26 protein-coding genes and 1 tRNA gene are annotated in these 23,177 nt (G+C 64.2%); 15 read left to right on the top strand and 12 right to left on the bottom strand.

Annotated elements, in window-relative coordinates; all coding sequences use genetic code 11:
- The first annotated feature begins 173 nt into the window (after positions 1 to 173).
- The 3 genes from ACEN8U_RS24250 to ACEN8U_RS24240 all read left to right on the top strand — a co-directional run bounded on the left by ACEN8U_RS24250 (position 174) and on the right by ACEN8U_RS24240 (position 1,202).
- Entirely contained in the window at positions 174 to 371 is a 198-nt protein-coding gene (locus tag ACEN8U_RS24250; RefSeq protein ID WP_013588532.1) for a hypothetical protein, read from the top strand.
- Between the two features lie 133 nt (positions 372 to 504).
- Positions 505 to 747 (top strand): DUF6566 family protein, encoded by a 243-nt coding sequence (locus ACEN8U_RS24245; protein WP_015002724.1) that lies wholly within the window; start codon positions 505 to 507, stop codon positions 745 to 747.
- A 74-nt stretch (positions 748 to 821) separates the two neighbouring features.
- On the top strand, positions 822 to 1,202 hold the full coding sequence (locus ACEN8U_RS24240; protein WP_015002723.1) for a glyoxalase superfamily protein: 381 nt from the start codon (positions 822 to 824) through the stop codon (positions 1,200 to 1,202).
- Between the two features lie 113 nt (positions 1,203 to 1,315).
- On the opposite strand, the gene ACEN8U_RS24235 is transcribed toward ACEN8U_RS24240, so the two are convergent.
- Entirely contained in the window at positions 1,316 to 1,582 is a 267-nt protein-coding gene (locus ACEN8U_RS24235; RefSeq protein WP_013588529.1) for a hypothetical protein, read from the bottom strand.
- Between the two features lie 322 nt (positions 1,583 to 1,904).
- Between ACEN8U_RS24235 and dusA the strand changes: the two genes are divergently transcribed.
- Together dusA and ACEN8U_RS24225 are read left to right on the top strand one after the other, a co-directional pair.
- Positions 1,905 to 2,906, top strand: coding sequence for a tRNA dihydrouridine(20/20a) synthase DusA (dusA, locus tag ACEN8U_RS24230; protein ID WP_041746172.1), 1,002 nt, complete (start codon positions 1,905 to 1,907; stop codon positions 2,904 to 2,906).
- Between the two features lie 146 nt (positions 2,907 to 3,052).
- Positions 3,053 to 3,128 (top strand) — tRNA-His (locus ACEN8U_RS24225).
- 125 nt (positions 3,129 to 3,253) lie between these two features.
- Here the strand turns inward: ACEN8U_RS24225 and ACEN8U_RS24220 are convergent.
- Positions 3,254 to 3,589, bottom strand: coding sequence for a hypothetical protein (locus ACEN8U_RS24220; protein ID WP_013588527.1), 336 nt, complete (start codon positions 3,587 to 3,589; stop codon positions 3,254 to 3,256).
- Positions 3,590 to 3,847: 258 nt separating this feature from the next.
- The gene (locus tag ACEN8U_RS24215; RefSeq protein ID WP_013588526.1) at positions 3,848 to 4,060 is read right to left on the bottom strand and encodes a DUF3820 family protein; all 213 of its coding nucleotides are present in this window, start codon (positions 4,058 to 4,060) and stop codon (positions 3,848 to 3,850) included.
- Positions 4,061 to 4,198: 138 nt separating this feature from the next.
- Between ACEN8U_RS24215 and ACEN8U_RS24210 the strand changes: the two genes are divergently transcribed.
- Positions 4,199 to 5,251 (top strand): NADP(H)-dependent aldo-keto reductase, encoded by a 1,053-nt coding sequence (locus ACEN8U_RS24210; protein WP_015002721.1) that lies wholly within the window; start codon positions 4,199 to 4,201, stop codon positions 5,249 to 5,251.
- 212 nt (positions 5,252 to 5,463) lie between these two features.
- The gene (locus ACEN8U_RS24205) at positions 5,464 to 5,886 is read left to right on the top strand and encodes a hypothetical protein (RefSeq protein WP_013588524.1); all 423 of its coding nucleotides are present in this window, start codon (positions 5,464 to 5,466) and stop codon (positions 5,884 to 5,886) included.
- A gap of 69 nt (positions 5,887 to 5,955) precedes the next feature.
- On the opposite strand, the gene ACEN8U_RS24200 is transcribed toward ACEN8U_RS24205, so the two are convergent.
- Both ACEN8U_RS24200 and nodI read right to left on the bottom strand, forming a co-directional pair.
- Positions 5,956 to 6,783 carry an ABC transporter permease gene (locus tag ACEN8U_RS24200; protein WP_015002720.1) on the bottom strand — a complete coding sequence of 276 codons (828 nt, stop codon included), beginning with the start codon at positions 6,781 to 6,783 and terminating at the stop codon, positions 5,956 to 5,958.
- A gap of 100 nt (positions 6,784 to 6,883) precedes the next feature.
- Positions 6,884 to 7,798, bottom strand: coding sequence for a nodulation factor ABC transporter ATP-binding protein NodI (gene nodI, locus ACEN8U_RS24195; RefSeq protein ID WP_013588522.1), 915 nt, complete (start codon positions 7,796 to 7,798; stop codon positions 6,884 to 6,886).
- A 275-nt stretch (positions 7,799 to 8,073) separates the two neighbouring features.
- Between nodI and ACEN8U_RS24190 the strand changes: the two genes are divergently transcribed.
- The gene (locus tag ACEN8U_RS24190; RefSeq protein ID WP_006048805.1) at positions 8,074 to 8,538 is read left to right on the top strand and encodes a universal stress protein; all 465 of its coding nucleotides are present in this window, start codon (positions 8,074 to 8,076) and stop codon (positions 8,536 to 8,538) included.
- A 67-nt stretch (positions 8,539 to 8,605) separates the two neighbouring features.
- Here the strand turns inward: ACEN8U_RS24190 and ACEN8U_RS24185 are convergent, their stop codons facing one another.
- The 3 genes from ACEN8U_RS24185 to lexA all read right to left on the bottom strand — a co-directional run bounded on the left by ACEN8U_RS24185 (position 8,606) and on the right by lexA (position 10,539).
- Positions 8,606 to 9,286 (bottom strand): DUF2939 domain-containing protein, encoded by a 681-nt coding sequence (locus tag ACEN8U_RS24185; protein WP_015002719.1) that lies wholly within the window; start codon positions 9,284 to 9,286, stop codon positions 8,606 to 8,608.
- Positions 9,287 to 9,370: 84 nt separating this feature from the next.
- The gene (locus tag ACEN8U_RS24180; RefSeq protein WP_041745316.1) at positions 9,371 to 9,727 is read right to left on the bottom strand and encodes a hypothetical protein; all 357 of its coding nucleotides are present in this window, start codon (positions 9,725 to 9,727) and stop codon (positions 9,371 to 9,373) included.
- Between the two features lie 149 nt (positions 9,728 to 9,876).
- Positions 9,877 to 10,539, bottom strand: coding sequence for a transcriptional repressor LexA (gene lexA, locus ACEN8U_RS24175; RefSeq protein WP_013588518.1), 663 nt, complete (start codon positions 10,537 to 10,539; stop codon positions 9,877 to 9,879).
- Positions 10,540 to 10,850: 311 nt separating this feature from the next.
- Between lexA and ACEN8U_RS24170 the strand changes: the two genes are divergently transcribed.
- From ACEN8U_RS24170 to ACEN8U_RS24145, 6 genes are all read left to right on the top strand, one after another.
- On the top strand, positions 10,851 to 11,891 hold the full coding sequence (locus tag ACEN8U_RS24170; RefSeq protein WP_015002717.1) for a sulfate ABC transporter substrate-binding protein: 1,041 nt from the start codon (positions 10,851 to 10,853) through the stop codon (positions 11,889 to 11,891).
- 152 nt (positions 11,892 to 12,043) lie between these two features.
- Positions 12,044 to 12,949: a sulfate ABC transporter permease subunit CysT gene (gene cysT, locus ACEN8U_RS24165; protein ID WP_015002716.1), complete on the top strand. Its 906-nt coding sequence runs from the start codon at positions 12,044 to 12,046 to the stop codon at positions 12,947 to 12,949.
- Entirely contained in the window at positions 12,946 to 13,968 is a 1,023-nt protein-coding gene (gene cysW / locus ACEN8U_RS24160; protein ID WP_015002715.1) for a sulfate ABC transporter permease subunit CysW, read from the top strand. The genes cysT and cysW overlap by 4 nt, the downstream gene beginning before the upstream one ends.
- Positions 13,968 to 15,026: a sulfate/molybdate ABC transporter ATP-binding protein gene (locus ACEN8U_RS24155; protein WP_015002714.1), complete on the top strand. Its 1,059-nt coding sequence runs from the start codon at positions 13,968 to 13,970 to the stop codon at positions 15,024 to 15,026. Before cysW ends, ACEN8U_RS24155 begins: the two co-directional genes overlap by 1 nt.
- Positions 15,027 to 15,109: 83 nt before the next feature.
- On the top strand, positions 15,110 to 16,036 hold the full coding sequence (locus tag ACEN8U_RS24150; protein ID WP_013588513.1) for a CysB family HTH-type transcriptional regulator: 927 nt from the start codon (positions 15,110 to 15,112) through the stop codon (positions 16,034 to 16,036).
- A gap of 84 nt (positions 16,037 to 16,120) precedes the next feature.
- Positions 16,121 to 17,152, top strand: coding sequence for an asparaginase (locus tag ACEN8U_RS24145; RefSeq protein WP_015002713.1), 1,032 nt, complete (start codon positions 16,121 to 16,123; stop codon positions 17,150 to 17,152).
- A 136-nt stretch (positions 17,153 to 17,288) separates the two neighbouring features.
- Here ACEN8U_RS24145 and lysM read toward each other — a convergent pair whose 3' ends face one another.
- The 4 genes from lysM to gcl all read right to left on the bottom strand — a co-directional run bounded on the left by lysM (position 17,289) and on the right by gcl (position 22,085).
- Positions 17,289 to 17,786, bottom strand: coding sequence for a peptidoglycan-binding protein LysM (lysM, locus tag ACEN8U_RS24140; protein WP_015002712.1), 498 nt, complete (start codon positions 17,784 to 17,786; stop codon positions 17,289 to 17,291).
- A 602-nt stretch (positions 17,787 to 18,388) separates the two neighbouring features.
- The gene (locus tag ACEN8U_RS24135) at positions 18,389 to 19,297 is read right to left on the bottom strand and encodes a 2-hydroxy-3-oxopropionate reductase (RefSeq protein ID WP_015002711.1); all 909 of its coding nucleotides are present in this window, start codon (positions 19,295 to 19,297) and stop codon (positions 18,389 to 18,391) included.
- Positions 19,298 to 19,393: 96 nt separating this feature from the next.
- On the bottom strand, positions 19,394 to 20,203 hold the full coding sequence (gene hyi / locus ACEN8U_RS24130; protein ID WP_015002710.1) for a hydroxypyruvate isomerase: 810 nt from the start codon (positions 20,201 to 20,203) through the stop codon (positions 19,394 to 19,396).
- A 106-nt stretch (positions 20,204 to 20,309) separates the two neighbouring features.
- On the bottom strand, positions 20,310 to 22,085 hold the full coding sequence (gcl, locus tag ACEN8U_RS24125) for a glyoxylate carboligase (protein WP_015002709.1): 1,776 nt from the start codon (positions 22,083 to 22,085) through the stop codon (positions 20,310 to 20,312).
- Between the two features lie 165 nt (positions 22,086 to 22,250).
- On the opposite strand from gcl, the gene ACEN8U_RS24120 reads away from it, so the two are divergent.
- Complete coding sequence (locus ACEN8U_RS24120) at positions 22,251 to 23,165, top strand: LysR family transcriptional regulator (RefSeq protein WP_015002708.1); 915 nt, start codon at positions 22,251 to 22,253, stop codon at positions 23,163 to 23,165.
- The last annotated feature ends 12 nt before the right edge of the window (positions 23,166 to 23,177 follow it).

The following is a 23,177-nucleotide window of genomic DNA, read 5'->3' as shown; positions in this document are numbered from 1 at the left end:
GTTCTCCTTGTTGCGTTCCTCGCATCCGCCGGCTGGCGTGAGGTTTTCCGGTAGACCCCCGTCCCCCGTGAAAATTCACGGCAAAGCCATTCCTTCATGACGATTCGCCGACGCGACTTCACTTGTCCTTGAAACTTGCTAGGATAAATTCAGTCACGTCGACGGAGACCGCCATGTCCAAGTCACTGAGTCCCGAAGCGATCGAAGCGTTGCGGCGCCTGAACGAAGTGGGCGTCGGCCAGCCGGCGCCGAAGTTCCCGCAGTCCGTGACCGCGCAGCTTCTCGCGTGCGGTCTTGTGGCCGAAGCGAGCGGCGACGAGGTCGAGATCACCTGCAACGGCAGGCAGTATCTCTCCGGCGATTGCGACTGAGCGAGCCGACAGGCGCTTCACACGAACGGCTCGCACGAGCCGCAGCGGTTGGCAGGGCGCTGGCTGCAGCCGGCGCGGAGCTGTTCGCATCCATTGCCGCGATGACCAACCCAGCCGAAGCAGGGAGGGGAAGATGGAGCCGAAAGACCTCGACATGGGCGATTACCAGGAGCGCTATCAGGACTACGACATCGAAGTCGCGGTCGAACAGGTGCTCACGGGCGTCAAGGCGCATTTCCGCGTGCTGCGCGAAAGCGCAGTGGTGGTCGACTGGCGGCTCGTGCATATCGACAGTCTCTGGTCCACCGAGCACGCAGCCGCCGAGGCCGGCTTTCGGGCGGCGCGCGACGTGATCGACGCGGGTCTCGCGGCTTGAGCCAGCCGGCGCGCGTGAGATTGCCGGCCGGTTCGGCTAAGCTTGGCGCCTCGTCATGACCTTGGACCGCCGCCATGCACCTCGCGCCCGCCGTGCCCATCATCCGTATTTTTTCCGAAGAGAAAGCCCGCGAGTTCTACGTGGACTTTCTGGGATTCAATGTCGATTGGGAGCATCGTTCCGGCGATAACTTCCCGCTGTATGCGCAGGTGCGGCGCTCGGATCTCGTTTTGCATCTGAGCGAACATCACGGCGACGCGACGCCCGGGTCGACGATTTTCGTGCCGGTACGCGATATCGACGCATTGCATCGCGAGCTTCAGGCGAAGCACTACAAGTACGCGAAGCCCGGCGTCGAGGCGCTGCCGTGGGGCAAGGTGCTGGAAGTGGCCGATCCGTTCGGTAATCGGCTCCGCTTTTGCGAGGCGCAGGAACAGGGCGTGACGCGACAATAGGTGCGCGTCACGCCTTGCTGATGCCGTAAACGAAACCGGGCGCCTGCACCGGAATCCGGTGAGGCGCCCAGGTCCCATGCCGCCGCGAGGGCAGCACGGTCGACGGCGAATGCTTAGTGGCCGAAGAACACCGATTGCGGACCGGAAACCGGTTCACGCGTGCCCGATTGCGACGACACGTTGTTCACGCCGCCGTAAGCATTCGAGTCGGCGTTAGCGCGTTCAGCCGCGACGGTTTGGGCATTCTGGCCTTGTTGCGATGCGGGCGCGCCGACGGCCGGACGATAGAACGGTGCCGGGCCGTAGCCGCTTGCGAAAGCGGGAGCCGCGACAGCAGCGGAAACAGCGACGAGCAGGGCGGCGATAAACTTGGTCTTCATGATGTACCTCCAATAATTTCGATTTTCAGGATGGCGTTGCAGGGGCCGGGGCTGTGTCTGCAACGTCGATGGAATGCAGTGTATACCCCTACTATCGAAAATTTGTACCGATAATATGAAATTACTGTTCTCGTTGCTGAAATAATCGGCCAGAGGCTGGCGGGACGCGGCTGGGCGGCGCGTCGGCCCCGTTTGGGATGCGCTTCCGGCAGACTAAAGACCTGATCCAGAAGGGGTTATGCGGCGCGCGACGCAGCCGCACGCCGGCGATTTCCCGCGTTGCGGTAAAATTGCGGTTTCGATTCAAGCCGTTTGGCCGCTTATGTCTTCACCTCGCCCTGCCAGTCCGCGCCGCGTCAGCGTCGCGCCGATGATGGACTGGACCGATCGTCACTGCCGGTCGCTTCATCGCATGATTTCGCGCCACACGTGGCTCTACACGGAGATGGTGACGACCGGCGCGCTGCTGCACGGCGATGTGCCGCGCCATCTGGCCTTCACGCCGGACGAAGCGCCCGTCGCGCTGCAGCTCGGGGGCAGCGAGCCCGACGACCTCGCGCGCTCGGCGAAGCTCGGCGAGCAATGGGGTTACGACGAGATCAATCTGAACTGCGGCTGCCCGTCCGAGCGCGTGCAGCGCGGCGCATTCGGCGCGTGCCTGATGAACGAGCCGCAACTGGTTGCCGACTGCGTGAAGGCGATGCGCGACGCCGTCTCCGTGCCGGTCACGGTCAAGCACCGTATCGGCGTGGACGCTGTCGAGGACTACAGCTTCGTGCGCGATTTTGTCGGCACGATTGCGCAGGCCGGTTGCGAGGTCTTTATCGTGCATGCGCGCAATGCGATTCTCAAAGGCCTGAGCCCGAAAGAGAATCGCGAGATTCCGCCGCTCAAGTACGACTACGCGTATCGGCTGAAGCGCGACTTCCCGCAACTGGAGATCGTCATCAATGGCGGAATCAAAACGCTCGATGAGGTGGAGACGCATCTCCAGCATGTGGACGGTGTGATGCTCGGCCGGGAGGCCTATCACCACCCCTATCTGCTGGCCGATGTCGACGCGCGCTTCTATGGTTCGAGCGAAGCGCCGCTTACGCGCGAGCAGGTGGAAGCGAAGCTCGTCGAGTATTGCGCCGCCGAAATGGCGCGCGGGACGTACCTCGGCGCGATCACGCGCCATGCGCTGGGTCTCTATCGCGGGGAAGCCGGGGCGCGCGGCTGGCGGCGCGTGTTGTCCGACAGTAAGCGGCTCGCTGCGCGCGACCTCGCGATCTTCGACGAGGCGAGACAGCATCTGCGCGAGCCGGCCGAGATTTTTGAATAAAGGACTAGGCAAACGCCGTTCGTGTTCGTATAATCTCGTTTCTTCGTTGGCGAGCCAGGTTTTTCCGTAATTGCTGGGTGGTTTGAGTCACTCGTTTGAACAACTCGTTCAAGCAATTCGGCGGCGAGTCAAGGCAGATTCCAGTGGTGGCTGTAGCTCAGTTGGTAGAGTCCAGGATTGTGATTCCTGTTGTCGTGGGTTCGAGCCCCATCAGCCACCCCAAAGAATTCAGCGGTCAATCATTGCAGCAGTAAGCGATGACGCAAGTAATAAAAAACGGCGTTGTGAGAAATCACAACGCCGTTTTTGTTTTGCGCTTGTTTGCTTTTTTGGCGGATGTGCGGACCTCAATGACTCCGCCCGCCATGTCCGCCACCGCCGCCGCTCCACGAACTGCCGCCGTGCGATCCGCCATATCCGCCGCCGTGCCAGCCGCCTCCGCCGTGGCCATCATGCCAACCGCCGCCGTGCCAGTGGTCACCGCCGTGGTAGCAGCAAGCGCCACCCCAGCCGCTCCAGATGCCGACCGTGCCATACACCGGCGCATACGGCGCGCCGTACGCGTAGCCATAGTCGGGGTAGTAGGGTTGCGCGTAGCCGTAGTCATAGGCGGGCGCAACCGCGCATCCGCCGAGAGCTGTCGCCGCAGCCAGCAATGCCGCCGATGCAAAGAGCCTGCTCACGATCGTCTCCCCGTGCTGACATAAAGAATCAGAAAGATCGCAAGCTAAGGAGTTCAGCCGCATTTGTGTCCATGCATTACGGTCGACAAATGTGTCTGTGAGCCGGCTCGACCTCGCGTCGCACCGTCGTGCCGAAGGCTGCGACGAATGCTTCGGTGGCGGCCCGCCTTAGCGCGTCGCCGCCCGGTAACAGTTAGTTAATCTTCGGTTCGTCGCGGCACGGCGCGGGCGCTCATCATCGCGACCATTTCAAGTCCTTCAGCGCTTGCGCAACGGCTCGATCAGCGACGACAACCCGTTGTGATCGATCTCATGCATCAACGCGAGCAGCCGCCCGATCTCGCCCGGCGGAAAGCCCTGACTCGCGAACCAGTTCAGATAGTGCCCGGGCAGGTCGGCGATCAGACGGCCCTTGTACTTGCCGTACGGCATGGTGCGCGTGACCAGCAGTTCGAGGTGTTCGGGATTCATCGCGATTCGATCGAGGCAAGGAGGGTTTGGCGCAGGGTCTTCCGACGCCTGCCGGCACGGCATTCTAGCCGCTGCAGGCATCGCGCCGGCGTGGTAACGTCAGCGGTTTATGTTCATACAACGGATAGGACAGCTTCCATGGAATACCGCAGACTCGGCGATTCGGATGTGCAGGTCAGCCTGATCGGGCTCGGCACCATGACGTGGGGCGAGCAGAACAGCGAACAGGACGCGCACGTGCAGATCGACTACGCGCTCGATCACGGCATCAACCTGATCGATACCGCGGAGATGTATCCGGTGCCGCCGCGCGCGCAAACGCAGGGTTCTACCGAGCGCTTTATCGGCACATGGCTTGCGCAGCACCGCGGCGCACGCGACAAGATCGTGCTCGCCACCAAGATCGCCGGCCCGGCGCGTCAGCCGCATAATCCGCGACATATTCGCGGCGAAACCAACCAGTTCGACCGCAAGAATCTGACCGAGGCGCTCAACGATAGCCTGAAGCGTCTGCAAACGGACTACGTCGACCTGTACCAGCTGCATTGGCCGGACCGCAGCACGATGACGTTCGGCCGCCCGGCGTATCCGTGGGTCGACGACGAATACACCGTGCCGATCGAGGAAACGCTCTCCGTGCTCGCCGATTTCGTCAAGGCCGGCAAGGTGCGCCATGTAGGTGTCTCGAACGAAACGCCGTGGGGCGTCGCACAGTTCCTGCGCGCGTCGGAGAAGCTCGGCTTGCCGCGCATCGTCAGTATCCAGAATCCGTACAGTCTGCTCAATCGCACCTACGAAGCCGGGCTCTCGGAATACGCGCATCGCGACAACATCGGCTTGCTCGCGTATTCGCCGCTCGCATTCGGCTGGCTGTCCGGCAAATATGAAGGCGGCGCGCGTCCGGTGGGCGCGCGCATTTCGCTGTTCGAGCGCTTCCAGCGCTACAGCAAGCCGCAAGCGATTCAGGCCACCTCGCGTTATGTGGAACTGGCGAGGCGCCACGGCCTCTCGCCGGCCCAGTTCGCGCTTGCGTTCGTCAACAGCCGGCCGTTCGTGACCAGCAATCTGATCGGCGCCACGTCGCTCGATCAGTTGAAGGAGAACATTGCGAGCGTCGACGTCAAGCTCTCGCAACAGGTGCTGGATGAAATCGACGCGCTGCATCAGTTGCAGCCGAATCCCGCGCCTTGAGTCCGCAGGCACTTGCAACGAAAGGCAAATGTCCCTGCCTGTCGGCCAATCACGACCTAAACTGTGGTGAGCGGGACGGGCTTCTGTGCCTTCGCGTGCCTGTCGTGGCTTGAGCGGCGCGCGCGAATGGTACGATGCAGCCCAAAAACGGCAGCGGCGGCGGGGCTCATGCCGCGTTGCAAACAACACAGCGATAGGACTCAGGACATCGAATGGCGCAACAAAAAACAAACCCAAAGCTCGAGCAGGCGCTGACGCGCGGGGACCTTGCGATCCGTCAGGCGAATTCGGCGCGGGCGACCGCGTTGCTGCGCGCGCTGGCCAAAATGATCGTGGACGCATCCGCGACCATCGGCGTAGAGGCATTCACGCTGATTCCGGACGGCGACAAGATTTACGATCCCGCCGACGGTCTGTGGCCGCAGGAGCTGCAAATTTCGCTCGACGGCCCGGTGGAAGAAGCCGATCCCGACGAAATCCGCACCGTGCGCCTGATCGCCGACGATCCGGGCACCGTGTTCCGTGTGGAGTGGCAGCGCGCCGACGGCAAGATCGGGCGCCACGAAGGCGGTCCCTTCGCGACAGTCGCGTTCATTTCGGACGTCGACATTCCCTGGACCGACGACGAGGACTGAGCCAGCGCCGTCCTACCGGTTCAATCGCGGGCGCTGGCCGCATGCGGCCGACGCCCGTGCCAATCTCCGCTACTTCATCATCCTGCGCCGGAACAGCACGGCCGACACCAGAAACCCGCCCACTGCATAAACGGCCAGCACGGCCACGTGCCACAGGACGTTCTCCAGCGGCCGGGCCAGCATCGCCGGCCGGATCAGATCGACGGCGTGCGCCAAAGGCAGAATGTCGGCGGCACCGCGCGCGGCGGCGGGCAATTGCGAGATCGGAAAAAACACGCCGGAAAGCAGCAGCATCGGCGTCAATACCAGCGTCTGATAAAACATGAAAAAGTCGTACGACGGCGCGAGCGCGGTGACGACCATGGCCGCACTGGCAAACGCAAGACCCGTCAGCACGATGACGGGCAGCGCGAGCAGCATCGACGGAAAGCTGGCGTAGCCGAGCGCGCCCGCCACCAGCATGATGGCCGCGCCCGACAGCACCGACTTGCTGGCCGCCCAGAACACTTCGCCGAGCACGATGTCGCCGAGCGTCAACGGTGTGTGCATGATGGCTTCCCAGGTGCGCTGCACGTGCATGCGCGAGAAACCCGAATACATCGACTCAAAGCTCGCGGACATCATTACGCTGGACGCCACCGTGCCCGCCGCGAGAAACGCAATGTACGACACGCCGTCGACGCGCCCGACCATCAATCCCAGACCGAAGCCCAAGCCGAACAGATAGATCATCGGATCGGCGAGATTGCCGAACATCGAGGCGAGCGCGAGCTTTTTCCAGACGAGATAGTTGCGGCGCCACACCGCGATCCAGTTGACCGCGTTGGCGGGCAAGGCGGCGAGCGGCGCTTGCCTGCCCGGCGTGGCTTCGTTGCTTCGGTAAGTGCGTGCATCCATGGCGGGTCTCGTGCGGTGTCGGGTGCGCTGCTTTGTGCTCTGCTTTGTGCTCTGCTTTGTGCTCGGTCTGGTGCGCTGCTTTGTGCTTTGCCGACGCGAGTCAGTCCTGCATCTCGCGACCGGTCAGTCGCAGAAAAACGTCCTCGAGATTCGCCGGGCGGTGCAGATAGCGCAGGTCCGAGCGCTGCTTGAGCCGCGCGTGCACCGGCTCGGCGTCGTTCACATAGCAGAAGAGCGTCTCGCCGCTGATCTCGGTGCGCTGCGCGAGCGGCGCGAGTTCGTCGCGCAATGCAAGCGGATCGGGCCCAAAAATCTCGATGACGTCACAGCCGATTTCCGATTCGATCAGCGCCCGCGGCGCGCCTTCGGCGATCTTGCGTCCTTCCTCGATTACGCACAGCCGGTCGCATAACCGCTCGGCTTCCTCCATGAAATGGGTGGTCAGCAGAATCGTCTTCCCCCGTGCGAGCAGCGAACGCAACCGCTCCCAGATCAGGTGCCGCGCCTGCGGGTCGAGCCCGGTCGTCGGTTCGTCCATGATCAGCACGTCCGGATCGTTGACGAGCGCGCGCGCGAGCGTGAGGCGCCGCTTCATGCCGCCGGACAGTTCGCTCACGCGCGCGTCGGCCTTGCTTTCGAGGCGTGCGAATTCGAGCAGCGAGGGCACCATCGCGCGGCATTGGGCGCCGCTTAAGCCGAAATATCGGCCGAACACCAGCAGGTTCTCGCGGACGGTGAAGTCCGGATCCAGGTTGTCGAACTGCGGCACCACGCCGACGCGGGCCCGCGCGACGCGCGCGCGGCCCGGTATCGGCTCTCCGCAGAGATGGATCGTGCCGGCATCCGGCGCGGCGATGCCGAGCAGCATGCGCAACGTGGTGGTCTTGCCGGCGCCGTTCGGCCCGAGCAGGCCGAAACATTCGCCAGTGTCGACATGAAACGACAGTCCGTCGACAACCTTCTTTTCGCCGTAGCTTTTTTCGACCTGGTGAAATTCGATGGCGGTGTCGGGCATGGAAGAGATCGAGGCTCCGGGAAAAGGCGGGAATGAGCGCCAAGGCTGCTCATTCTAGGCCATCGGCTGCGAACGGTTGGCCCGTGTGCCGCGCCGGCATCGCCGCCTTTTGCACTGCGGCATCCGCATCTGGGATGCTGTCGTGGTGGCGCAAGCCTCGTCTGCACAAGGCAGGGGCACGTGTAAATCGCAGTTAGCGTTTTCCATCCCTTGCAAGCGGAATTGCGGCGCACCATGATTGATTCAGACCGCGCTTTTGCGGAAAGGGGAAAACGATGGCGAGCTACCAGAAAATCCTGCTGTGCTACGACGGCTCGCGTGAAGGCCGCAAAGCGCTACGCTGCGGTGCCGATCTTGCGCTGGATCTCAAGGCGGAAACGCACCTGCTCTCGGTGGTGGATATGCGCTCGAGCATTGCGCAAAGCGCGGGCCTGCTGACCGACGTCGCGTGCGGCAGCTTTGAAAAGACCGCGCGGGACATTCTGCAAGAAGGCGTCGACTGGTTGACGGAGCGCGGTGTGCGGGCGCAGGGCCACTTTGCGTTCGGCCATCCAATCGACGAGATTGCCAATCTGGCCAATGAACTGCACGTGGACCTCGTGGTGGTGGGCCACCGTTGCCGCACCGGCCTGTCGCGATGGTGGATGGGCGCGGGCAACACGCCGCTGCTCGACCGTGTGTCATGCAGCATCCTGGTCGCGTGTTCGTCCGCGCAGGAGCAGCAGCAGGAAGCGGCCTGAGCGGTTTGAGCGGTTTGAGCGGCCGGCGAGCCAGGCGAAGCAGAATGCGCCGCCCCCGCGCGGCTGCTCACTCGTTGAGATTGACCGCGGCCAGTTTCCACGTAAAGAGCCTTTCGCGCCGGAAGATCGCGGAATAGCGCGCGTCGCCGGCGCCGTGCTGGTACGTGACGGCGAACTCGTTGAGCCCGCGATAGCCGGCGGTGGTTTGCGGCGGCTGCGGTGGCGTGGGGCTGTGGCCCGCGTCGCCGCCGGCGGGGTTGGCGCCGTTGCCGGCGCTTTGATCCACCGGCTGAGCGGCGCCTTGCGATGCAGGCGCCGGTCCGTTTGCCGCGGCAGGATTGCCGGCCGCTGGCGGCGTGGGCGGCCGCTCGCCGGGTTCGCCGCGCGGCGGCATACCGTTCAGCAAGGCGGCCACGCCGTCGGGCGTCGCATAGGCGTCGACCAGCGGACCGATCAATGCCACGCCGATCATCGCCCCGATCGCGGCTAACGGATTGCCGTTGCCGTGTGCGTCGAGCCGCCGGGTCAGCAAGCCGGTGACCTGCTGCTTCAGACTTTCGCGCAACGCCGGGAAATCGACGTACTGATTGACGGTTTGCGCGTCTCGCGCATCGGCGGCGCGTTTCAGATTATTGAGCGCGATATACGGCGATGCATAGGCGAAACCCAAGCCCGCGATGAGCGCAATCACGATCAGCGTGACGACAAGTGGACGGGTGCTGCGATTCTTGCGTGTTGAAACGGCCATCGGTCAGAATTCTCCGTCAGCTCCATCAGCTCCATCAGGTGTGACGCAATGTTTGCACCCGACGGCGCACCTACCTCACGCCGATCAGGACTCGAACACTGCGCCCTGAACGTCGGTTTCTTCGGCGATGCACCGGTCGATCATGCGGCAGACCGCGTCCACTGTGCCGACCATGATGAGCCGCGACGGCCCGTGATAGACCCGCACCGGCGCGCGGCGCGCGGGCTCGGCCGTATTGAGCCCCGAATTCAGCGATACCCGGGCGAAGGCCGGCAATGACGACGGCAGCGCGGCATGCCCGCCGGAGCCGTTTATCGGCGAGTCGAACAGCGACGCGGTGGCGGCCGTGGATGCTTCGATCAATGAGCAAGGCACCAGCTTGCGCAAATGGCGCAGACGGCCGAACTGGCGAAACGGCAACAGGCGGGCAAGGCGTTCCATGAGGCTCTCCGGGCGATTCAACATAGTGGCTGCCTGTTAGCGGCAGCCCGGCGACAGCTTGGTCGGTGGCAGGCAAGGGTGAAAGGCAAGCGCGGAAGGCGAGGGTAGACGTGCGGCGTTGCCGAAAACCACCCGCCCCGCGTGCGCCATCAGAACTCGCCGGGGCGGATCAGCCCGACGGCGATGCCTTCCAGCGCGAAGTCCGCACTGCCTGTCTCGACAAAGATGTTCTCGTAATCGGGGTTCTCGGCAATCAGCTCGATGCCGTTGGGCCGGCGCTTCAGACGCTTGACCGTGACGTCGTCGCCGAGCCGGGCAATGATGATCTGGCCGTCTTTCGCCTCGCTGCGCTTCTGCACGGCGAGCAGGTCGCCGTCGAAAATGCCAGCGTCGCGCATGGAAAGGCCGCGCACCTTGAGCAGGTAGTCGGGCTTGCTCGAGAAGAGCGCCGGGTCGCACGCGTAGTGCTGCGCGATATGTTCCTGCGCGAGGATCGGACTACCGGCCGCGACCCGGCCGACAAGCGGCAGCGACAGCTGCATGATGCTCGGATGCGGTAGCGTGAACTGATGCTGCGTGCCGTCTTGCCCGAATTCCTGGGGCGGCAGCAGACGAATGCCGCGCGAGGCGCCCGCCGCGAGTTCGATCACGCCCTTGCGGGCCAGCGCCCGCAAATGCTCTTCGGCCGAGTTAGCCGAGCTGAAGCCGAGCTCCGCGGCGATCTCCGCGCGGGTGGGCGGAAAGCCGGTGCGCTCGATGGCGCGGCGGATCAGATCGAAAACCTGCTGCTGTCGTGCGGTGAGTTTGGTCATGGCGCCACTGTATGTATGAACAGGTGGCTGTATTTTTATACAGTATCCGGCGCAATTCAAGCTTTACTTTAAGTTCGTCGCAAACGGTCACGTCATGGCGCCGCTGAACGGCGCTCGAACACCCGTTTTCATGCCGCAACGCCTTATCCGGCTGTCATTACCACTTTTGCGTATTAAAAAATGAGCAAACATTATTTTTAATGATGAAAGCCCTTCGATAGACTGGCCTCCAAGTCGCTCATGTGCACGTGATCCGACGCAGAACAACATCACTCGCTGCAACTGGCGAACCAACACGCGGAGAACCTGGCATGAACCACCGGAACACGGGGCGGGCCCATCAGACCCGAACATTCATCGCAGCGCTGGCTTTCGGTGCGGCGGCGGCGCTCGGCGCGATCTCTCACGCGCAGGCGGCCGACACGACGCTGCTCAACGTCTCCTACGACCCGACTCGCGAGCTCTACCAGGACCTGAACCAGGCCTTCGGCAAGGAATGGAAGGCGAAGACCGGCGAGACGGTCACGTTCAAGCAGTCGCACGGCGGCTCGGGCGCGCAGGCGCGCTCGGTGCTCGACGGCCTGCAGGCCGATGTCGTGACCCTCGCGCTCGCCTACGACATCGACGCCATTGCGAACAAGGGCTTGATCGACAAGAACTGGCAGAAGCGGCTTCCTGACAACGCGTCGCCCTATACGTCGACGATCGTGTTTCTGGTGCGCAAGGGCAACCCCAAGCACATCAAGGACTGGGACGACCTGACGAAGCCGGGCGTGTCGATCGTGACGCCGAATCCGAAGACGTCGGGCGGCGCGCGCTGGAATTACCTGGCGGCCTGGGCGTATGCCGCGCACCAGCCGGGCGGCAACGATCAGAAGGCGAAGGAATTCGTCGGGAAGCTTTACAAGAACGCGGGCGTGCTCGATTCCGGCGCGCGCGGCGCGACCACGAGCTTCGTGCAGCGCGGCATCGGCGACGTGCTGATCGCGTGGGAAAACGAGGCGTTCCTATCGGTCAAGGAGTTCGGCACGGACAAGTTCGAGATCGTCGTGCCGTCGGTCAGCATTCTGGCCGAGCCGCCGGTCGCGGTGGTGGACAAGGTGGTCGATAAACATGGCACGCGCAAGCTCGCCGAGGCGTATCTGAACTTCCTGTATAGCCAGGAAGGCCAGGAAATCGCCGCGAAGAACTTCTACCGTCCGCGTTCGAACAAAGTGCCCGCCGAGCTGACCGCGAAGTTTCCGAAGCTGAAGCTGTACACCGTCGACGATACGTTCGGCGGCTGGAGCAACGCGCAGAAGACGCATTTCGCCGACGGCGGCGTGTTCGATTCGATCTACCAGCCACAGTAACCCTGACCGCGTCCGCGCAGTAGCCGGCGCGGGCGGGGCAACACGACGCGACGCGTCGCTGCGCGTCGCCCCGGAGCGCGCCGCTGGCGCGCTTCTGGCCGATCGGATCGAGGCGGCCTGCAACACGAGCATCAATTGAACGAGTAACGAGCATGACGACGTTGACTTTCCGCAAACCGAGCGCGCTGCCTGGTTTCGGCCTGACCCTCGGCATCACGGTGGCGTATCTGAGCCTCGTCGTGCTGATCCCGCTTGCCGCGACTTTTCTGAAGACGGCGACGCTCGACTGGAGCCAGTTCGTGCGCGCGGTCAGCTCGCCGCGGGTGCTCGCCTCGTACCGGCTCACGTTCTTCTCGGCGCTGGGCGGCGCGCTGATCAATGCGGTATTCGGCTTTCTCGTTGCGTGGGTGCTCGTGCGCTACCGGTTTCCGTTCAAGCGCATCGTCGATGCCGTGGTCGATCTGCCGTTCGCGCTGCCCACCTCGGTGGCGGGCATCTCGCTCGCGGCTGTGTATGCGGGCAACGGCTGGATCGGCCAGTTTCTCGAACCGCTCGGGCTCAAGGTGGCTTTTACGCCGGTGGGCGTGCTGGTCGCGCTGACCTTCATCGGTTTGCCGTTCGTCGTGCGCACCGTGCAGCCGGTGCTGGAGGAGTTCGAGCGCGAACAGGAGGAGGCCGCCGCGTGCCTCGGCGCCTCGCGCTGGCTGACGTTTCGCCGCGTCGTGCTGCCGGCGGTATTCCCGGCATTGCTCACCGGTTTCGCACTGGCCTTTGCGCGCGCGCTCGGCGAATACGGCTCGGTCATTTTCATCGCCGGCAATGTGCCGATGAAGTCGGAGATCACGTCGCTCCTCATCATCACGAAGCTGGAGCAGTACGACTACGCGGGGGCGACGGCGCTCGCCGTGGTGATGCTCGTCGTGTCGTTCCTGATGCTGCTTTTCATCAACACGCTGCAGTGGTATTTGCAGCGCCGCACGAGCCGCGGCAGCGCAGGCCCGGCGCCCGCCGCGGCGAGCGTGACGAGTGTCGCAAGCATTGGCGGAGGTGTGCAATGAATCGCCGTTCCGTCGATAGCATCGGGAACGCAGGCGCTGCGAATTCGCCCGCCGCGGCCCCGCGCGCGCCGCTCAATGCCGCTCGCCGCCCGGATCCCGTCAGCGAGCCGCCCGCGGTGCGTTGGATCCTGACCGGCGTCGCGCTGCTGTTTCTCGCGCTGTTTCTGGTGGTGCCGCTCGTCGCCGTGTTTTATCAGGCGCTCAGCAAGGGGCTCGGTTTCTACCTGGAGTCGCTCGCGGACCCCGATGCGCTCGCCGCCATCAAGCTCACGGCGACCACGGCGGCGATCGCGGTGCCGCTCAACCTCGGTTTCGGGCTCGCGGCTTCGTGGTGTATCGCCAAGTTCGAGTTTCGCGGCAAGGCTTTGCTGACCACGCTGATCGACCTGCCGTTTTCGGTGTCGCCGGTGATCTCGGGCCTCATCTACGTGTTGATGTTCGGCGCGCAAGGCTGGTTCGGGCCGTGGCTGCAGGCGCATAACGTGCAGATCATTTTTGCGGTGCCGGGCATCGTGCTCGCCACCATCTTCGTGACGTTTCCGTTCGTCGCGCGGGAGCTGATTCCGCTGATGCAGGCGCAAGGCAACGACGAAGAAGAGGCCGCGCACGTGCTCGGCGCATCCGGCTGGCAGACCTTTCGCCGCGTCACGCTGCCCAACGTCAAATGGGGTCTGCTGTACGGCGTGATTCTGTGCAACGCACGGGCGATGGGCGAGTTCGGCGCGGTGTCGGTGGTGTCGGGCCATATTCGCGGGCAGACCGACACGATGCCGCTGCACGTCGAGATTCTCTATAACGAATACAACTTCTCGGCGGCATTCGCCGTGGCCTCGGTGCTGGCCTTACTGGCACTCGTGACGCTCGCGCTCAAGCTGCTCGCCGAGCGCCACCTGTCGGGGGAACTGTCGGACGCGCGCGACGTGCCCGCGCACGCCGGTCCGCCAGCGCTGCCCACCGCGGCACTGCCGCTCGACACATCGGTCTCGCAGCAACACCCGCTCAAGCAAGGAGAGCTGTAATGGGTATCACCGTACGTAACCTGCAAAAGCGCTTCGGCGATTTCGTCGCGCTCGACAACGTCTCGCTCGATTTTCCGCCGGGCGAACTGGTTGCGCTGCTCGGGCCCTCGGGTTGTGGCAAGACCACCTTGCTGCGCGTGATCGCAGGTCTCGAATACGCGGACGGCGGCCAGGTCGTGCTGCAAGGCCAGGACGTGGCGACGGTGGGCGCGCGCGAGCGCGAAGTCGGCTTCGTGTTCCAGCACTACGCGCTGTTCCGCCATATGACGGTGTTCGAGAACGTGGCGTTCGGGCTGCGCGTGAAGCCGCGAAAGGAGCGGCCCTCGGAAGCCGTGATCCGCGAGAAAGTGCACGAGTTGCTGAAGCTCGTGCAACTCGACTGGCTCGCGCAACGCTATCCGTCTGAATTGTCGGGCGGCCAGCGCCAGCGTATCGCGCTCGCACGCGCGCTCGCCGTCGAGCCGAAAGTGCTGCTGCTCGACGAACCGTTCGGCGCGCTCGACGCCAAGGTGCGCAAGGAGCTGCGCAGCTGGCTGCGGCGCCTGCACGACGACCTGCATATCTCGACGATCTTCGTCACGCACGACCAGGAAGAGGCGCTCGAGGTGGCGGATCGCATCGTCGTGCTCAACCGCGGGCATGTGGAGCAGGTGGGCAGTCCGCAGGACGTGTACGACCATCCGCAAACGTCGTTCGTGTACGAGTTTCTCGGCGCGGCGAACCGTCTGCACGGCAAGGTGGACGCTAGCGGTTTCGTCGTGGACGGCGCCGCGTTGCCGGTGGCGATCAGCAGCGATTTCAGCGGCCCCGCTTTCGCCTATGTGCGGCCGCACGACCTGCAGCTGTATCCGCAGTCGGCGGGGCACCGCGAGGGTATCGTCGTCGATGTGCGGCGCGTCGTCACGCTCGGCGGCTCGGTGCGCGTCGAACTGGCGGGCCGCGAGGGCAATCTGCTCGAAGCCGAACTCGATCGCGAAGCATGGCGCGAGCTGCAGCTTGCAGTCGGCGACGGCGTGACTGCCGTGCCGCGCGCGCTGCGCGTGTTTCCGGCGCAGTGACCGCGCAAGCGGCAGACGCGCGCGCTTCGATCCCACGCGACCTATTCCAATAATTCAACTTTCGCTGAACCGGACACTTCAAGATGAATTTCCAGCAATTGCGCTTCGTGCGCGAGGCCGTGCGTCAGAACATGAACCTGACCGAAGTGGCGAACGTGCTGTACACATCGCAGTCGGGCGTGTCGAAACAGATCAAGGACCTCGAAGACGAACTCGGCGTCGACATCTTCATTCGACGCGGCAAGCGGCTCACGGGCCTCACGGAGCCGGGCAAGGCGGTGCATCAGCTGATCGAGCGGATGCTGCTCGATGCTGAGAATCTGCGTCGCGTCGCGCGCCAGTTCGCGGATCAGGACAGCGGCCACCTGGTGGTCGCGACGACGCACACGCAGGCCCGCTATGCGCTGCCCAAGGTGATCCGCCAGTTCACCGAAGTGTTCCCGAAGGTGCACCTCGCGCTGCGCCAGGGCAGCCCGCAGCAGATCGCGCAGATGATCATCAACGGCGAGGCGGATATCGGCATTTCCACCGAAGCGCTCGACCGCTTCCCGGACATCGTCACCTTCCCGTGCTATTCGTGGCATCACGTCGTGGTGGTGCCGAAGGATCATCCGCTCGTCGGCCGGCCGAATCTCACGCTCGACGAAATCGCCGAATTCCCGATTGTCACGTATGACCAGGACTTCACGGGCCGCTCGCACATCGACCAGGCCTTCGCGAAAGCCGGCGCCTTGCCCGACGTGGTGCTGACCGCGATCGACGCCGACGTGATCAAAACCTACGTGGAGCTCGGCATGGGCATCGGCGTGGTGGCGGCGATGGCCTACGACCCCAAGCGCGACAGCGAACTCGTCGCGCTCGACACGCAGCATCTGTTCGAGGCCAGCACCACGCGGGTCGGCTTGCGCAAGGGCGCGTTTCTGCGCGCGTATGCGTACCGTCTCATCGAGATGTTCGCGCCGCAATTGACCGAGGCGGAAATCGCCGCGCAGCTGCGCGAAGCGGTGTAAGGGCTTGACGGTCGGAACAGACAAGGGTTTGTGGGGAGCGCCAGGGCGCGCGACGGCGGGGCGTCATCGCTTACAATCGCCGCCATGAACACACAGACTTCCCTTTCCTCCTCCCGCGCGGCGGCGCCGCTGCCGCGCATCGCCGTGCTCGCGACCGGCGGCACGATTGCCGGCGCGGCTGCCGATGCCACCAACACCGCCGGCTATCAGGCCGGCGTGGTCGGCGTCGAACAATTGCTGTCGGTCGTGCCGGCCTTGTCTACGGTGGCGCACGTCGTGCCCGAGCAGACTGCGAGTATCGACAGCAAAGACATGTCGATGCCGCTGTGGACCACGCTCGCGCAACGCGTCAACGCGCTCGTTGCCGCCGACGACATCGACGGCGTCGTCATCACGCACGGCACGGACACGCTCGAAGAAACCGCCTACCTGCTGCATCTGACCGTCAAGTCCGACAAACCGGTCGTGCTGACGGCCGCCATGCGCCCGGCGTCGGCCTTGTCGGCGGATGGTCCGCTGAATCTGCTGAACGCGGTCACGGTGGCGGCAAATGCGGCGGCGCGCGGGCAGGGCGTGCTGGTCGCGTTCAACAACAAGATCCATAGCGCGCGCGATGTCGTCAAGACGAGCACGTACGCCGTCGATGCGTTTCAGTCGCCGGAAATCGGCGCGCTTGGCTGGGTGCAGGACGGGCGGGTGGAGTTCCAGCGCAGCGTCGTGCGTGCGCACACGCGCGCGACCGAGTTCGTGATCGGCGCGAACTGGCCGCATGTGGAAATCGTGGCGAGCTATGCGGGCGTGTCGCGCATCGCCGTCGATGCGCTCGTGACGGCGGGCGTGCGCGGCATTGTCGTGGCGGGCACGGGCAACGGTTCGATTCACGCGTCGCTCGCGCAGGCATTGGCGGACGCGGCGTCGCAGGGCGTCGCCGTGGTGCGTTCGTCGCGCGTGGGTTCAGGGCATGTGATGCGCAACGGCGCGGCCGCCGACGATGCGCTCGGCTTTGTCAGCGCCGGCTCGCTGAACCCGTACAAGGCGCGCGTGCTGCTGATGCTCGCCCTGGCCGCGGGCGCTACAGGGCCGGTCGCGCTGCAAAGGGCGTTCGATATGTATTGACGCTGTGCAGCGTCGACACATGCATTAAATAAAAAACGCGGCGCCCGAGTGAGTGACTCGGGCGCCGCGTTGTCGTTTGGCACCGTCTATGCGTACGCGCGCCGCAAGCGCCCGCAAAAGCAGCGCCTGCAATCGCTCATTGCACCGGTGGAATCACCAGCACCTGGCCCGGATAGATCTTGTCCGGGCTCTTGAGCATCGGCGTGTTGGCCTCAAAAATGACGCCGTTCTTCGCGCCGCTGCCGTAGTACTTCTCGGCGATCTTCCATAGATTGTCGCCCGCCACGACCGTATGAAACTGCGTGGGCGCCGCGGCGGGCGCGGTGACGCCCAGTTGATCGTCGACCTTGTCGACGTTCTGCACATTGCCCGCTGCGACGAGAATCCTGTCCTTGGTCGGCTGATCCGCAGCTTCCCCGGAGACGGTCACGGTGTGGCTCGCGCCGTCGTATGTGACTTGCAGATTCGTCGCGTCGAGACCCTGGCTGCGGATGTACGTGGCAATCGCATCGCCCGCAGTTTTGTTGAGCGCGGCAAGATCGGGCGCCGCCGGTGCCGCCTCGGCGTTGGCGGGCGTGGACGCCGCGCTGAACAGTTTTTCGCCGGCTTCCTTGATGAAGCTGAGAATACCCATCGATCACACTCCTCGTGTTGGTACGCAAGCATGCTGTGCATACGGTTAAGCAGTCGTCGTTGCTCGCGCGCAAAAGAAGGGCGCACGCATGCAACGGACTCACGAGTGTAGGAGAAACCAGTCCGGCGAACTGTCAAGAAAGGTAGGGAAACGGGCACGAAGTTGCAAGCAAATGCAAACGGGCGTGCAAACCGGCGGTGTAGGGGAAGCCACACAGAAAGCCGCTGAGGAGGCTGCGGAGAATGCCGCCGCGCATGAGCGAGCGGCAAAAAAAGATGCTGAATCCGACAGACGGACACCCGACGACGACGTCTGACCGACCAAGGCTTCCCCGGCGCCGCCGGGTGCCGCTGCGGACCCCACTTTGCCGCTCTCAGCCCAGAGCGGCTCGATTTGCCCGATCCGCCGCGATGCCGCGCGACGAACCGGGCGCCCCACCTGCGATTGCCGTGACGTGCGCGAAGCGACGTCAGCGGCAATCGGTGAACCATGAGTGTGACTGCACTCGGGGCGCTTCTCGATGCATCGCGCCGATCCTTACGCCCACCACCGTGCCCCGGCAGGCGCTGCGAATCCGCGAGCCGCGAACAAGCGCCGCCGCCTCACGCTGCTTTCGCTTCGCTCCCGGGCGCCTGCGCGACTTCGTAGTTCGCCATGATTTCGAGCGCGCGGACCATCGCCGAGTGATCCCATGCCTTGCCGCCGTTCGCCGCGCACACGCTGAACAATTGCTGCGCGCTCGCGGTATGCGGCAGCGCGATGCCGAGCTTGCGGGCGCCGTCGAGTGCGAGGTTCAGATCCTTTTGATGCAACTCGATACGGAAGCCCGGATTGAACGTGCGCTTTGTCATCCGCTCGCCGTGCACTTCCAGAATGCGCGACGACGCGAAGCCGCCCATCAACGCCTTGCGCACACGTTCGGGGTCGGCGCCCGAGCGCGAGGCGAACAGCAGCGCCTCGGCCACCGCCTCGATATTCAGCGCGACGATGATCTGGTTCGCGACCTTGCAGGTCTGACCCGCGCCGTTCTCGCCGATCAGCGAGATGTTCTTGCCCATCAGTTCGAAGAGCGGCTTCGCTTGCGCAAACGCTTTTTCGGGGCCGCCCACCATGATCGTGAGCGTGGCCTCGCGCGCGCCGACTTCGCCGCCGGACACCGGCGCATCGAGATAGTCGACGCCGAGCGCGTTGATCTTCTTCGCGAACGCCTGCGTGTCGAGCGGCGAGATCGAGCTCATGTCGATCACGAGCTTGCCCGCGCTGAGGCCGGCCGCGACGCCGTCGTCGGCGAACAGAACGTTGGCCACGTCAGGCGTGTCCGGCACCATGATGATGACGATATCGGCGGCTTGCGCGACGGCGGTCGAATCGGCTACCACGTTCGTGCTCTTGCCCAGGTCTTCCGGCACCGGATACGCGCCGTTCACGAACAGCGTGTGGCCGCCCTTGAGGAGGTTGCGCGCCATGTGCGCACCCATGATGCCGAGCCCGATAAAACCGATCTTTGCCATGTGTCTGAATCTCCAGTGTTGTTTGCGATCCCGCGAGGGACGTGGTTCGCAGGCGCATTGCGCCCGATTGCGGCGACGCGCTGCCGGGCGCTTCGCTCAGGCCGCCGCGTGCGCGGCGCCGCGCGTTTGCCCGGCCACGCTTTGCACCCACACGAGCCCGGCCGTGGTGGTGGTGCGCGGCTTGTATTCGCAGCCGACCCAGCCGTCGTAACCGATCGAGTCGAGCAGATCGAACAGGAATGGGTAGTTGATTTCACCGGTGCCGGGTTCGTTGCGCCCCGGGTTGTCGGCGAGTTGAATATGGGCGATCTGCGGCAGATGCTTTTTGATCGTCGCGGCGAGTTCGCCTTCCATCCGTTGCATGTGATAGATGTCGTACTGCAGGAACAGGTTGTCCGAACCCACCGCGCGGATCACGTCGAGGCCTTCGCTCGAACGGTTCAGCGCGAAGCCGGGAATGTCGTAGGCATTGCATGGCTCGACGAGCAGGCGGATGCCGGCCTTCTTCAACTCGGCGGCCGCAAAACGCAGGTTATCGACGATGGTCGAGCGCGCCTTGTCCGCATCCACGCCGGCAGTCGGAATGCCCACGAGGCAGTTCAGTTGCGGCACCTTCAGCGCGCTCGCGTATTCGATCGCACGGCCGACGCCTTCCTGAAACTCGGTGACTCGATCGGGCAGACACGCAATGCCGCGCTCGCCGGCTTCCCAGTTGCCCGCGGGCAGGTTGTGCAGCACCAGCTTGAGCCGGTTCTGCTGAAGACGCTCGCTCAACTCGGCGATCTTGTACGGATACGGAAACATGAATTCGACGGCATGAAAGCCCGCGTCCGCCGCCGCCGCAAAGCGGTCGAGGAACGGGACTTCGTTAAAGAGCATGGTGAGATTCGCTGCGAATTTCGGCATGGTGCGTAGGTCTCGGTGGTCGGTCAGTGAATTGGCGTGTGCTCGTCACGCGAGCGCCACGCGGCTGCGGGGCGTATTCGCGTGACCGCGTTCGTCGGGTCAGTCCTCAGTCGGCGATGCTGATCGCGGTCGGCGCGTCCTCGCGCGTCACGGCCAGTTCCTCGAACTCATTGATCGCGTCGATTTCCGTGCCCATCGAAATATTGGTGACGCGCTCCAGAATCACCTCGACGATCACGGGCACGTTGAACTCGGAAAGCATCGACTGCGCTTGTTGCAGCGCCGGCTTGAGCTCCTCCGGCTTGAACACGCGAATCGCCTTGCAGCCGAGACCTTCGGCCACCGCGACGTGGTCCACGCCGTAGCCGTTGGTTTCCGGCGAATTGATGTTCTCGAAGCCGAGCTGCACGCAGAAGTCCATGTCGAAGGCGCGCTGTGCCTGGCGGATCAGGCCGAGATACGAGTTGTTCACGACCACATGCACGTACGGCAGCTTGAATTGCGCGCCGGCCGCGAGTTCCTCGATCATGAACTGGAAGTCGTAGTCGCCCGAGAGTGCGACGATGGGCCGCTGCGGATCGGCCGCGCGCACGCCTAGCGCCGCCGGAATCGTCCAGCCGAGCGGGCCCGCCTGGCCGCAGTTGATCCAGTTGCGCGCCTTGTAGACGTGCAGGAATTGCGCGCCGGCGATCTGCGACAGACCGATCGTGCTCACGTAGCACGTGTCGCGGCCGAAGACCTGGTTCATCTCTTCGTACACGCGCTGCGGCTTCATCGGCACGTTGTCGAAGTGCGTCTTGCGATGCAGCGCCTGCTTGCGCTGCTGGCAATCGGCGACCCAGGCGCTGCGGTCCTTCAGCTTGCCGGCGGCTTTCCATTCGCTCGCGACTTCCACGAAGAGTTCGAGCGCGGCCTTCGCGTCCGACACGATGCCGAGGTCCGGGCCGAATACGCGGCCAATCTGCGTCGGCTCGATGTCGACGTGCACGAACTTGCGGCCCTTCGTATAGACGTCGATGCTGCCCGTGTGACGGTTTGCCCAGCGGTTGCCGATGCCGAGCACGAAGTCGGACGCGAGCATCGTCGCGTTGCCGTAGCGGTGCGAGGTTTGCAGACCGACCATGCCGGCCATCAGCGGATGGTCGTCGGGGATCGCGCCCCACGACATGAGCGTCGGGATCACCGGCACGCCGACCGTCTCGGCGAACCTGACGAGCAGATCCTCGGCGGCGGCATTCAGCACGCCGCCGCCCGAAACGATCAGCGGCTTCTCAGATTCATTGAGCAGCGCGAGTGCGGCTTCGATCTGCTTGCGGGTCGCCTTCGGCTTGTAGACGGGCAACGGCTCGTAGGTATCGATATCGAATTCGATTTCGGCGACCTGCACGTCGATCGGCAGGTCGACCAGCACCGGACCCGGGCGGCCCGAGCGCATCAGGTGAAAGGCCTGCTGGAAGACGCGCGGCACGAGCGCCGGCTCGCGCACGGTCACCGCCCACTTGGTGACCGGCTTCGCGATGGACTCGATGTCGACGGCCTGGAAGTCTTCCTTGTAGAGACGCGCGCGCGGCGCCTGGCCCGTGATAGCGAGAATAGGAATCGAATCGGCCTGGGCGGAGTACAAACCGGTGATCATGTCGGTGCCGGCGGGACCGGACGTGCCGATGCACACGCCGATGTTGCCGGGCTGCGCCCGCGTGTAGCCCTCGGCCATGTGCGAGGCGCCTTCGACGTGACGCGCGAGCACGTGGCTGATGTTGCCCGCCTTGCGCATTGCCGAGTAAAACGGGTTGATGGCGGCACCGGGCACGCCGAACGCAGTGTCGATCCCTTCTTTTTCGAGCACCAGCACGGCGGCGTCAACGGCTCTCATCTTGGCCATGAATGTCTCCTCAATGTCCTGAAATTGGCAAATAAACGCTGTTGAACGCACTTTAGGCTTGACCTAAAGGTTTGATAAGATCAGTCCGCGTCGCTTATTTCGAAACAAAAAGTATGGAATGCCGGAGAAAGGGGCGGCGCCGGTGGAAACCAGGAGGAGACAGGCATGGACCGCTTCAAGCAGATCGAAACCTTCGTGCGTGTCGCGGACGCGGGCAGCCTCGCGGCTGCCGCGCTGGAGGAGGGCGTCTCGCCGGTGATTCTGGGGCGGCGCATCGACGCGCTCGAAAAGCGTCTCGGCGTAAAGCTCATGTACCGCTCGACGCGGCGGCTCGTGGTCAGCGAGGACGGCGCCGCGTTTCTCGAGCGCTGCCGGGGCTTGCTGACCGAATGGGACCAGGCGGAGAACGAACTGAGTGCCGGGCGCCGCGCGGTGAACGGACACCTGATCGTCTCGGCGCCGGCCGCGTTCGGCCGCAAGCACGTCGCGCCGCTCGCGCCCGCGTTTCTCGCCGACAAGCCGGAATTGCAGGTGTCCTTCAACCTGACCGACCGGGTCGTGGATCTGGTGCGCGAGGGCTATGACCTGTCGATTCGCATCGGCGGCGCGGTCGATCCCAACTTCGTCGCCGTGAAACTGGCATCGAACCGCCGCGTGGTCTGCGGCACGCCCGAGTATTTCCGCCAGCACGGCAAGCCGAAAACGCTCGAAGACCTGCCGCGGCACAACTGTCTCGCGTTTAACCTGCAAGGCGGCCAGAACCGCGGCTGGTATTTCCGCCGCAACGGCAAGCTCGTCACGGTGCGGGTGGGCGGCACGCTCGACTGCAACGACGGCGAGCTGCTGCACCGCTGGGTGTCCGAGGGGCTCGGGCTCGGCTGGCGCTCCACGTGGGAGATCCAGCAGCAGCTCGCGCGCGGCGAACTGGAAACGGTGCTCGACGAATTCGCGCTGCCCGACTACGACATCCTCGCGGTCTATCCGCAGCAGCGCTACGTGCCGGCCAAGGTGCGGTATTTCATCGACTATCTGAAGGAAATTTACGCGAGCGACGACTATTGGAACCAGCCTGCGTATTAGCGCACGGGCGGT

It is taken from the genome of Paraburkholderia phenoliruptrix, assembly GCF_047325075.1.
Lineage (GTDB): Bacteria > Pseudomonadota > Gammaproteobacteria > Burkholderiales > Burkholderiaceae > Paraburkholderia > Paraburkholderia phenoliruptrix.
The sequence above is the reverse complement of the archived record's forward strand: the minus strand, read 5'-3'. Positions and strand labels throughout refer to the sequence as shown.

Coding starts and splice junctions, on each gene's coding strand:
- ACEN8U_RS24250 (WP_013588532.1), top strand. CDS start 174: ATGTCCAAGTCACTGAGTCCCGAAGCGATCGAAGCGTTGCGGCGCCTG.
- ACEN8U_RS24245 (WP_015002724.1), top strand. CDS start 505: ATGGAGCCGAAAGACCTCGACATGGGCGATTACCAGGAGCGCTATCAG.
- ACEN8U_RS24240 (WP_015002723.1), top strand. CDS start 822: ATGCACCTCGCGCCCGCCGTGCCCATCATCCGTATTTTTTCCGAAGAG.
- ACEN8U_RS24235 (WP_013588529.1), bottom strand. CDS start 1,582: ATGAAGACCAAGTTTATCGCCGCCCTGCTCGTCGCTGTTTCCGCTGCT.
- dusA (WP_041746172.1), top strand. CDS start 1,905: ATGTCTTCACCTCGCCCTGCCAGTCCGCGCCGCGTCAGCGTCGCGCCG.
- ACEN8U_RS24215 (WP_013588526.1), bottom strand. CDS start 4,060: ATGAATCCCGAACACCTCGAACTGCTGGTCACGCGCACCATGCCGTAC.
- ACEN8U_RS24210 (WP_015002721.1), top strand. CDS start 4,199: ATGGAATACCGCAGACTCGGCGATTCGGATGTGCAGGTCAGCCTGATC.
- ACEN8U_RS24205 (WP_013588524.1), top strand. CDS start 5,464: ATGGCGCAACAAAAAACAAACCCAAAGCTCGAGCAGGCGCTGACGCGC.
- ACEN8U_RS24200 (WP_015002720.1), bottom strand. CDS start 6,783: ATGGATGCACGCACTTACCGAAGCAACGAAGCCACGCCGGGCAGGCAA.
- nodI (WP_013588522.1), bottom strand. CDS start 7,798: ATGCCCGACACCGCCATCGAATTTCACCAGGTCGAAAAAAGCTACGGC.
- ACEN8U_RS24190 (WP_006048805.1), top strand. CDS start 8,074: ATGGCGAGCTACCAGAAAATCCTGCTGTGCTACGACGGCTCGCGTGAA.
- ACEN8U_RS24185 (WP_015002719.1), bottom strand. CDS start 9,286: ATGGCCGTTTCAACACGCAAGAATCGCAGCACCCGTCCACTTGTCGTC.
- ACEN8U_RS24180 (WP_041745316.1), bottom strand. CDS start 9,727: ATGGAACGCCTTGCCCGCCTGTTGCCGTTTCGCCAGTTCGGCCGTCTG.
- lexA (WP_013588518.1), bottom strand. CDS start 10,539: ATGACCAAACTCACCGCACGACAGCAGCAGGTTTTCGATCTGATCCGC.
- ACEN8U_RS24170 (WP_015002717.1), top strand. CDS start 10,851: ATGAACCACCGGAACACGGGGCGGGCCCATCAGACCCGAACATTCATC.
- cysT (WP_015002716.1), top strand. CDS start 12,044: ATGACGACGTTGACTTTCCGCAAACCGAGCGCGCTGCCTGGTTTCGGC.
- cysW (WP_015002715.1), top strand. CDS start 12,946: ATGAATCGCCGTTCCGTCGATAGCATCGGGAACGCAGGCGCTGCGAAT.
- ACEN8U_RS24155 (WP_015002714.1), top strand. CDS start 13,968: ATGGGTATCACCGTACGTAACCTGCAAAAGCGCTTCGGCGATTTCGTC.
- ACEN8U_RS24150 (WP_013588513.1), top strand. CDS start 15,110: ATGAATTTCCAGCAATTGCGCTTCGTGCGCGAGGCCGTGCGTCAGAAC.
- ACEN8U_RS24145 (WP_015002713.1), top strand. CDS start 16,121: ATGAACACACAGACTTCCCTTTCCTCCTCCCGCGCGGCGGCGCCGCTG.
- lysM (WP_015002712.1), bottom strand. CDS start 17,786: ATGGGTATTCTCAGCTTCATCAAGGAAGCCGGCGAAAAACTGTTCAGC.
- ACEN8U_RS24135 (WP_015002711.1), bottom strand. CDS start 19,297: ATGGCAAAGATCGGTTTTATCGGGCTCGGCATCATGGGTGCGCACATG.
- hyi (WP_015002710.1), bottom strand. CDS start 20,203: ATGCCGAAATTCGCAGCGAATCTCACCATGCTCTTTAACGAAGTCCCG.
- gcl (WP_015002709.1), bottom strand. CDS start 22,085: ATGGCCAAGATGAGAGCCGTTGACGCCGCCGTGCTGGTGCTCGAAAAA.
- ACEN8U_RS24120 (WP_015002708.1), top strand. CDS start 22,251: ATGGACCGCTTCAAGCAGATCGAAACCTTCGTGCGTGTCGCGGACGCG.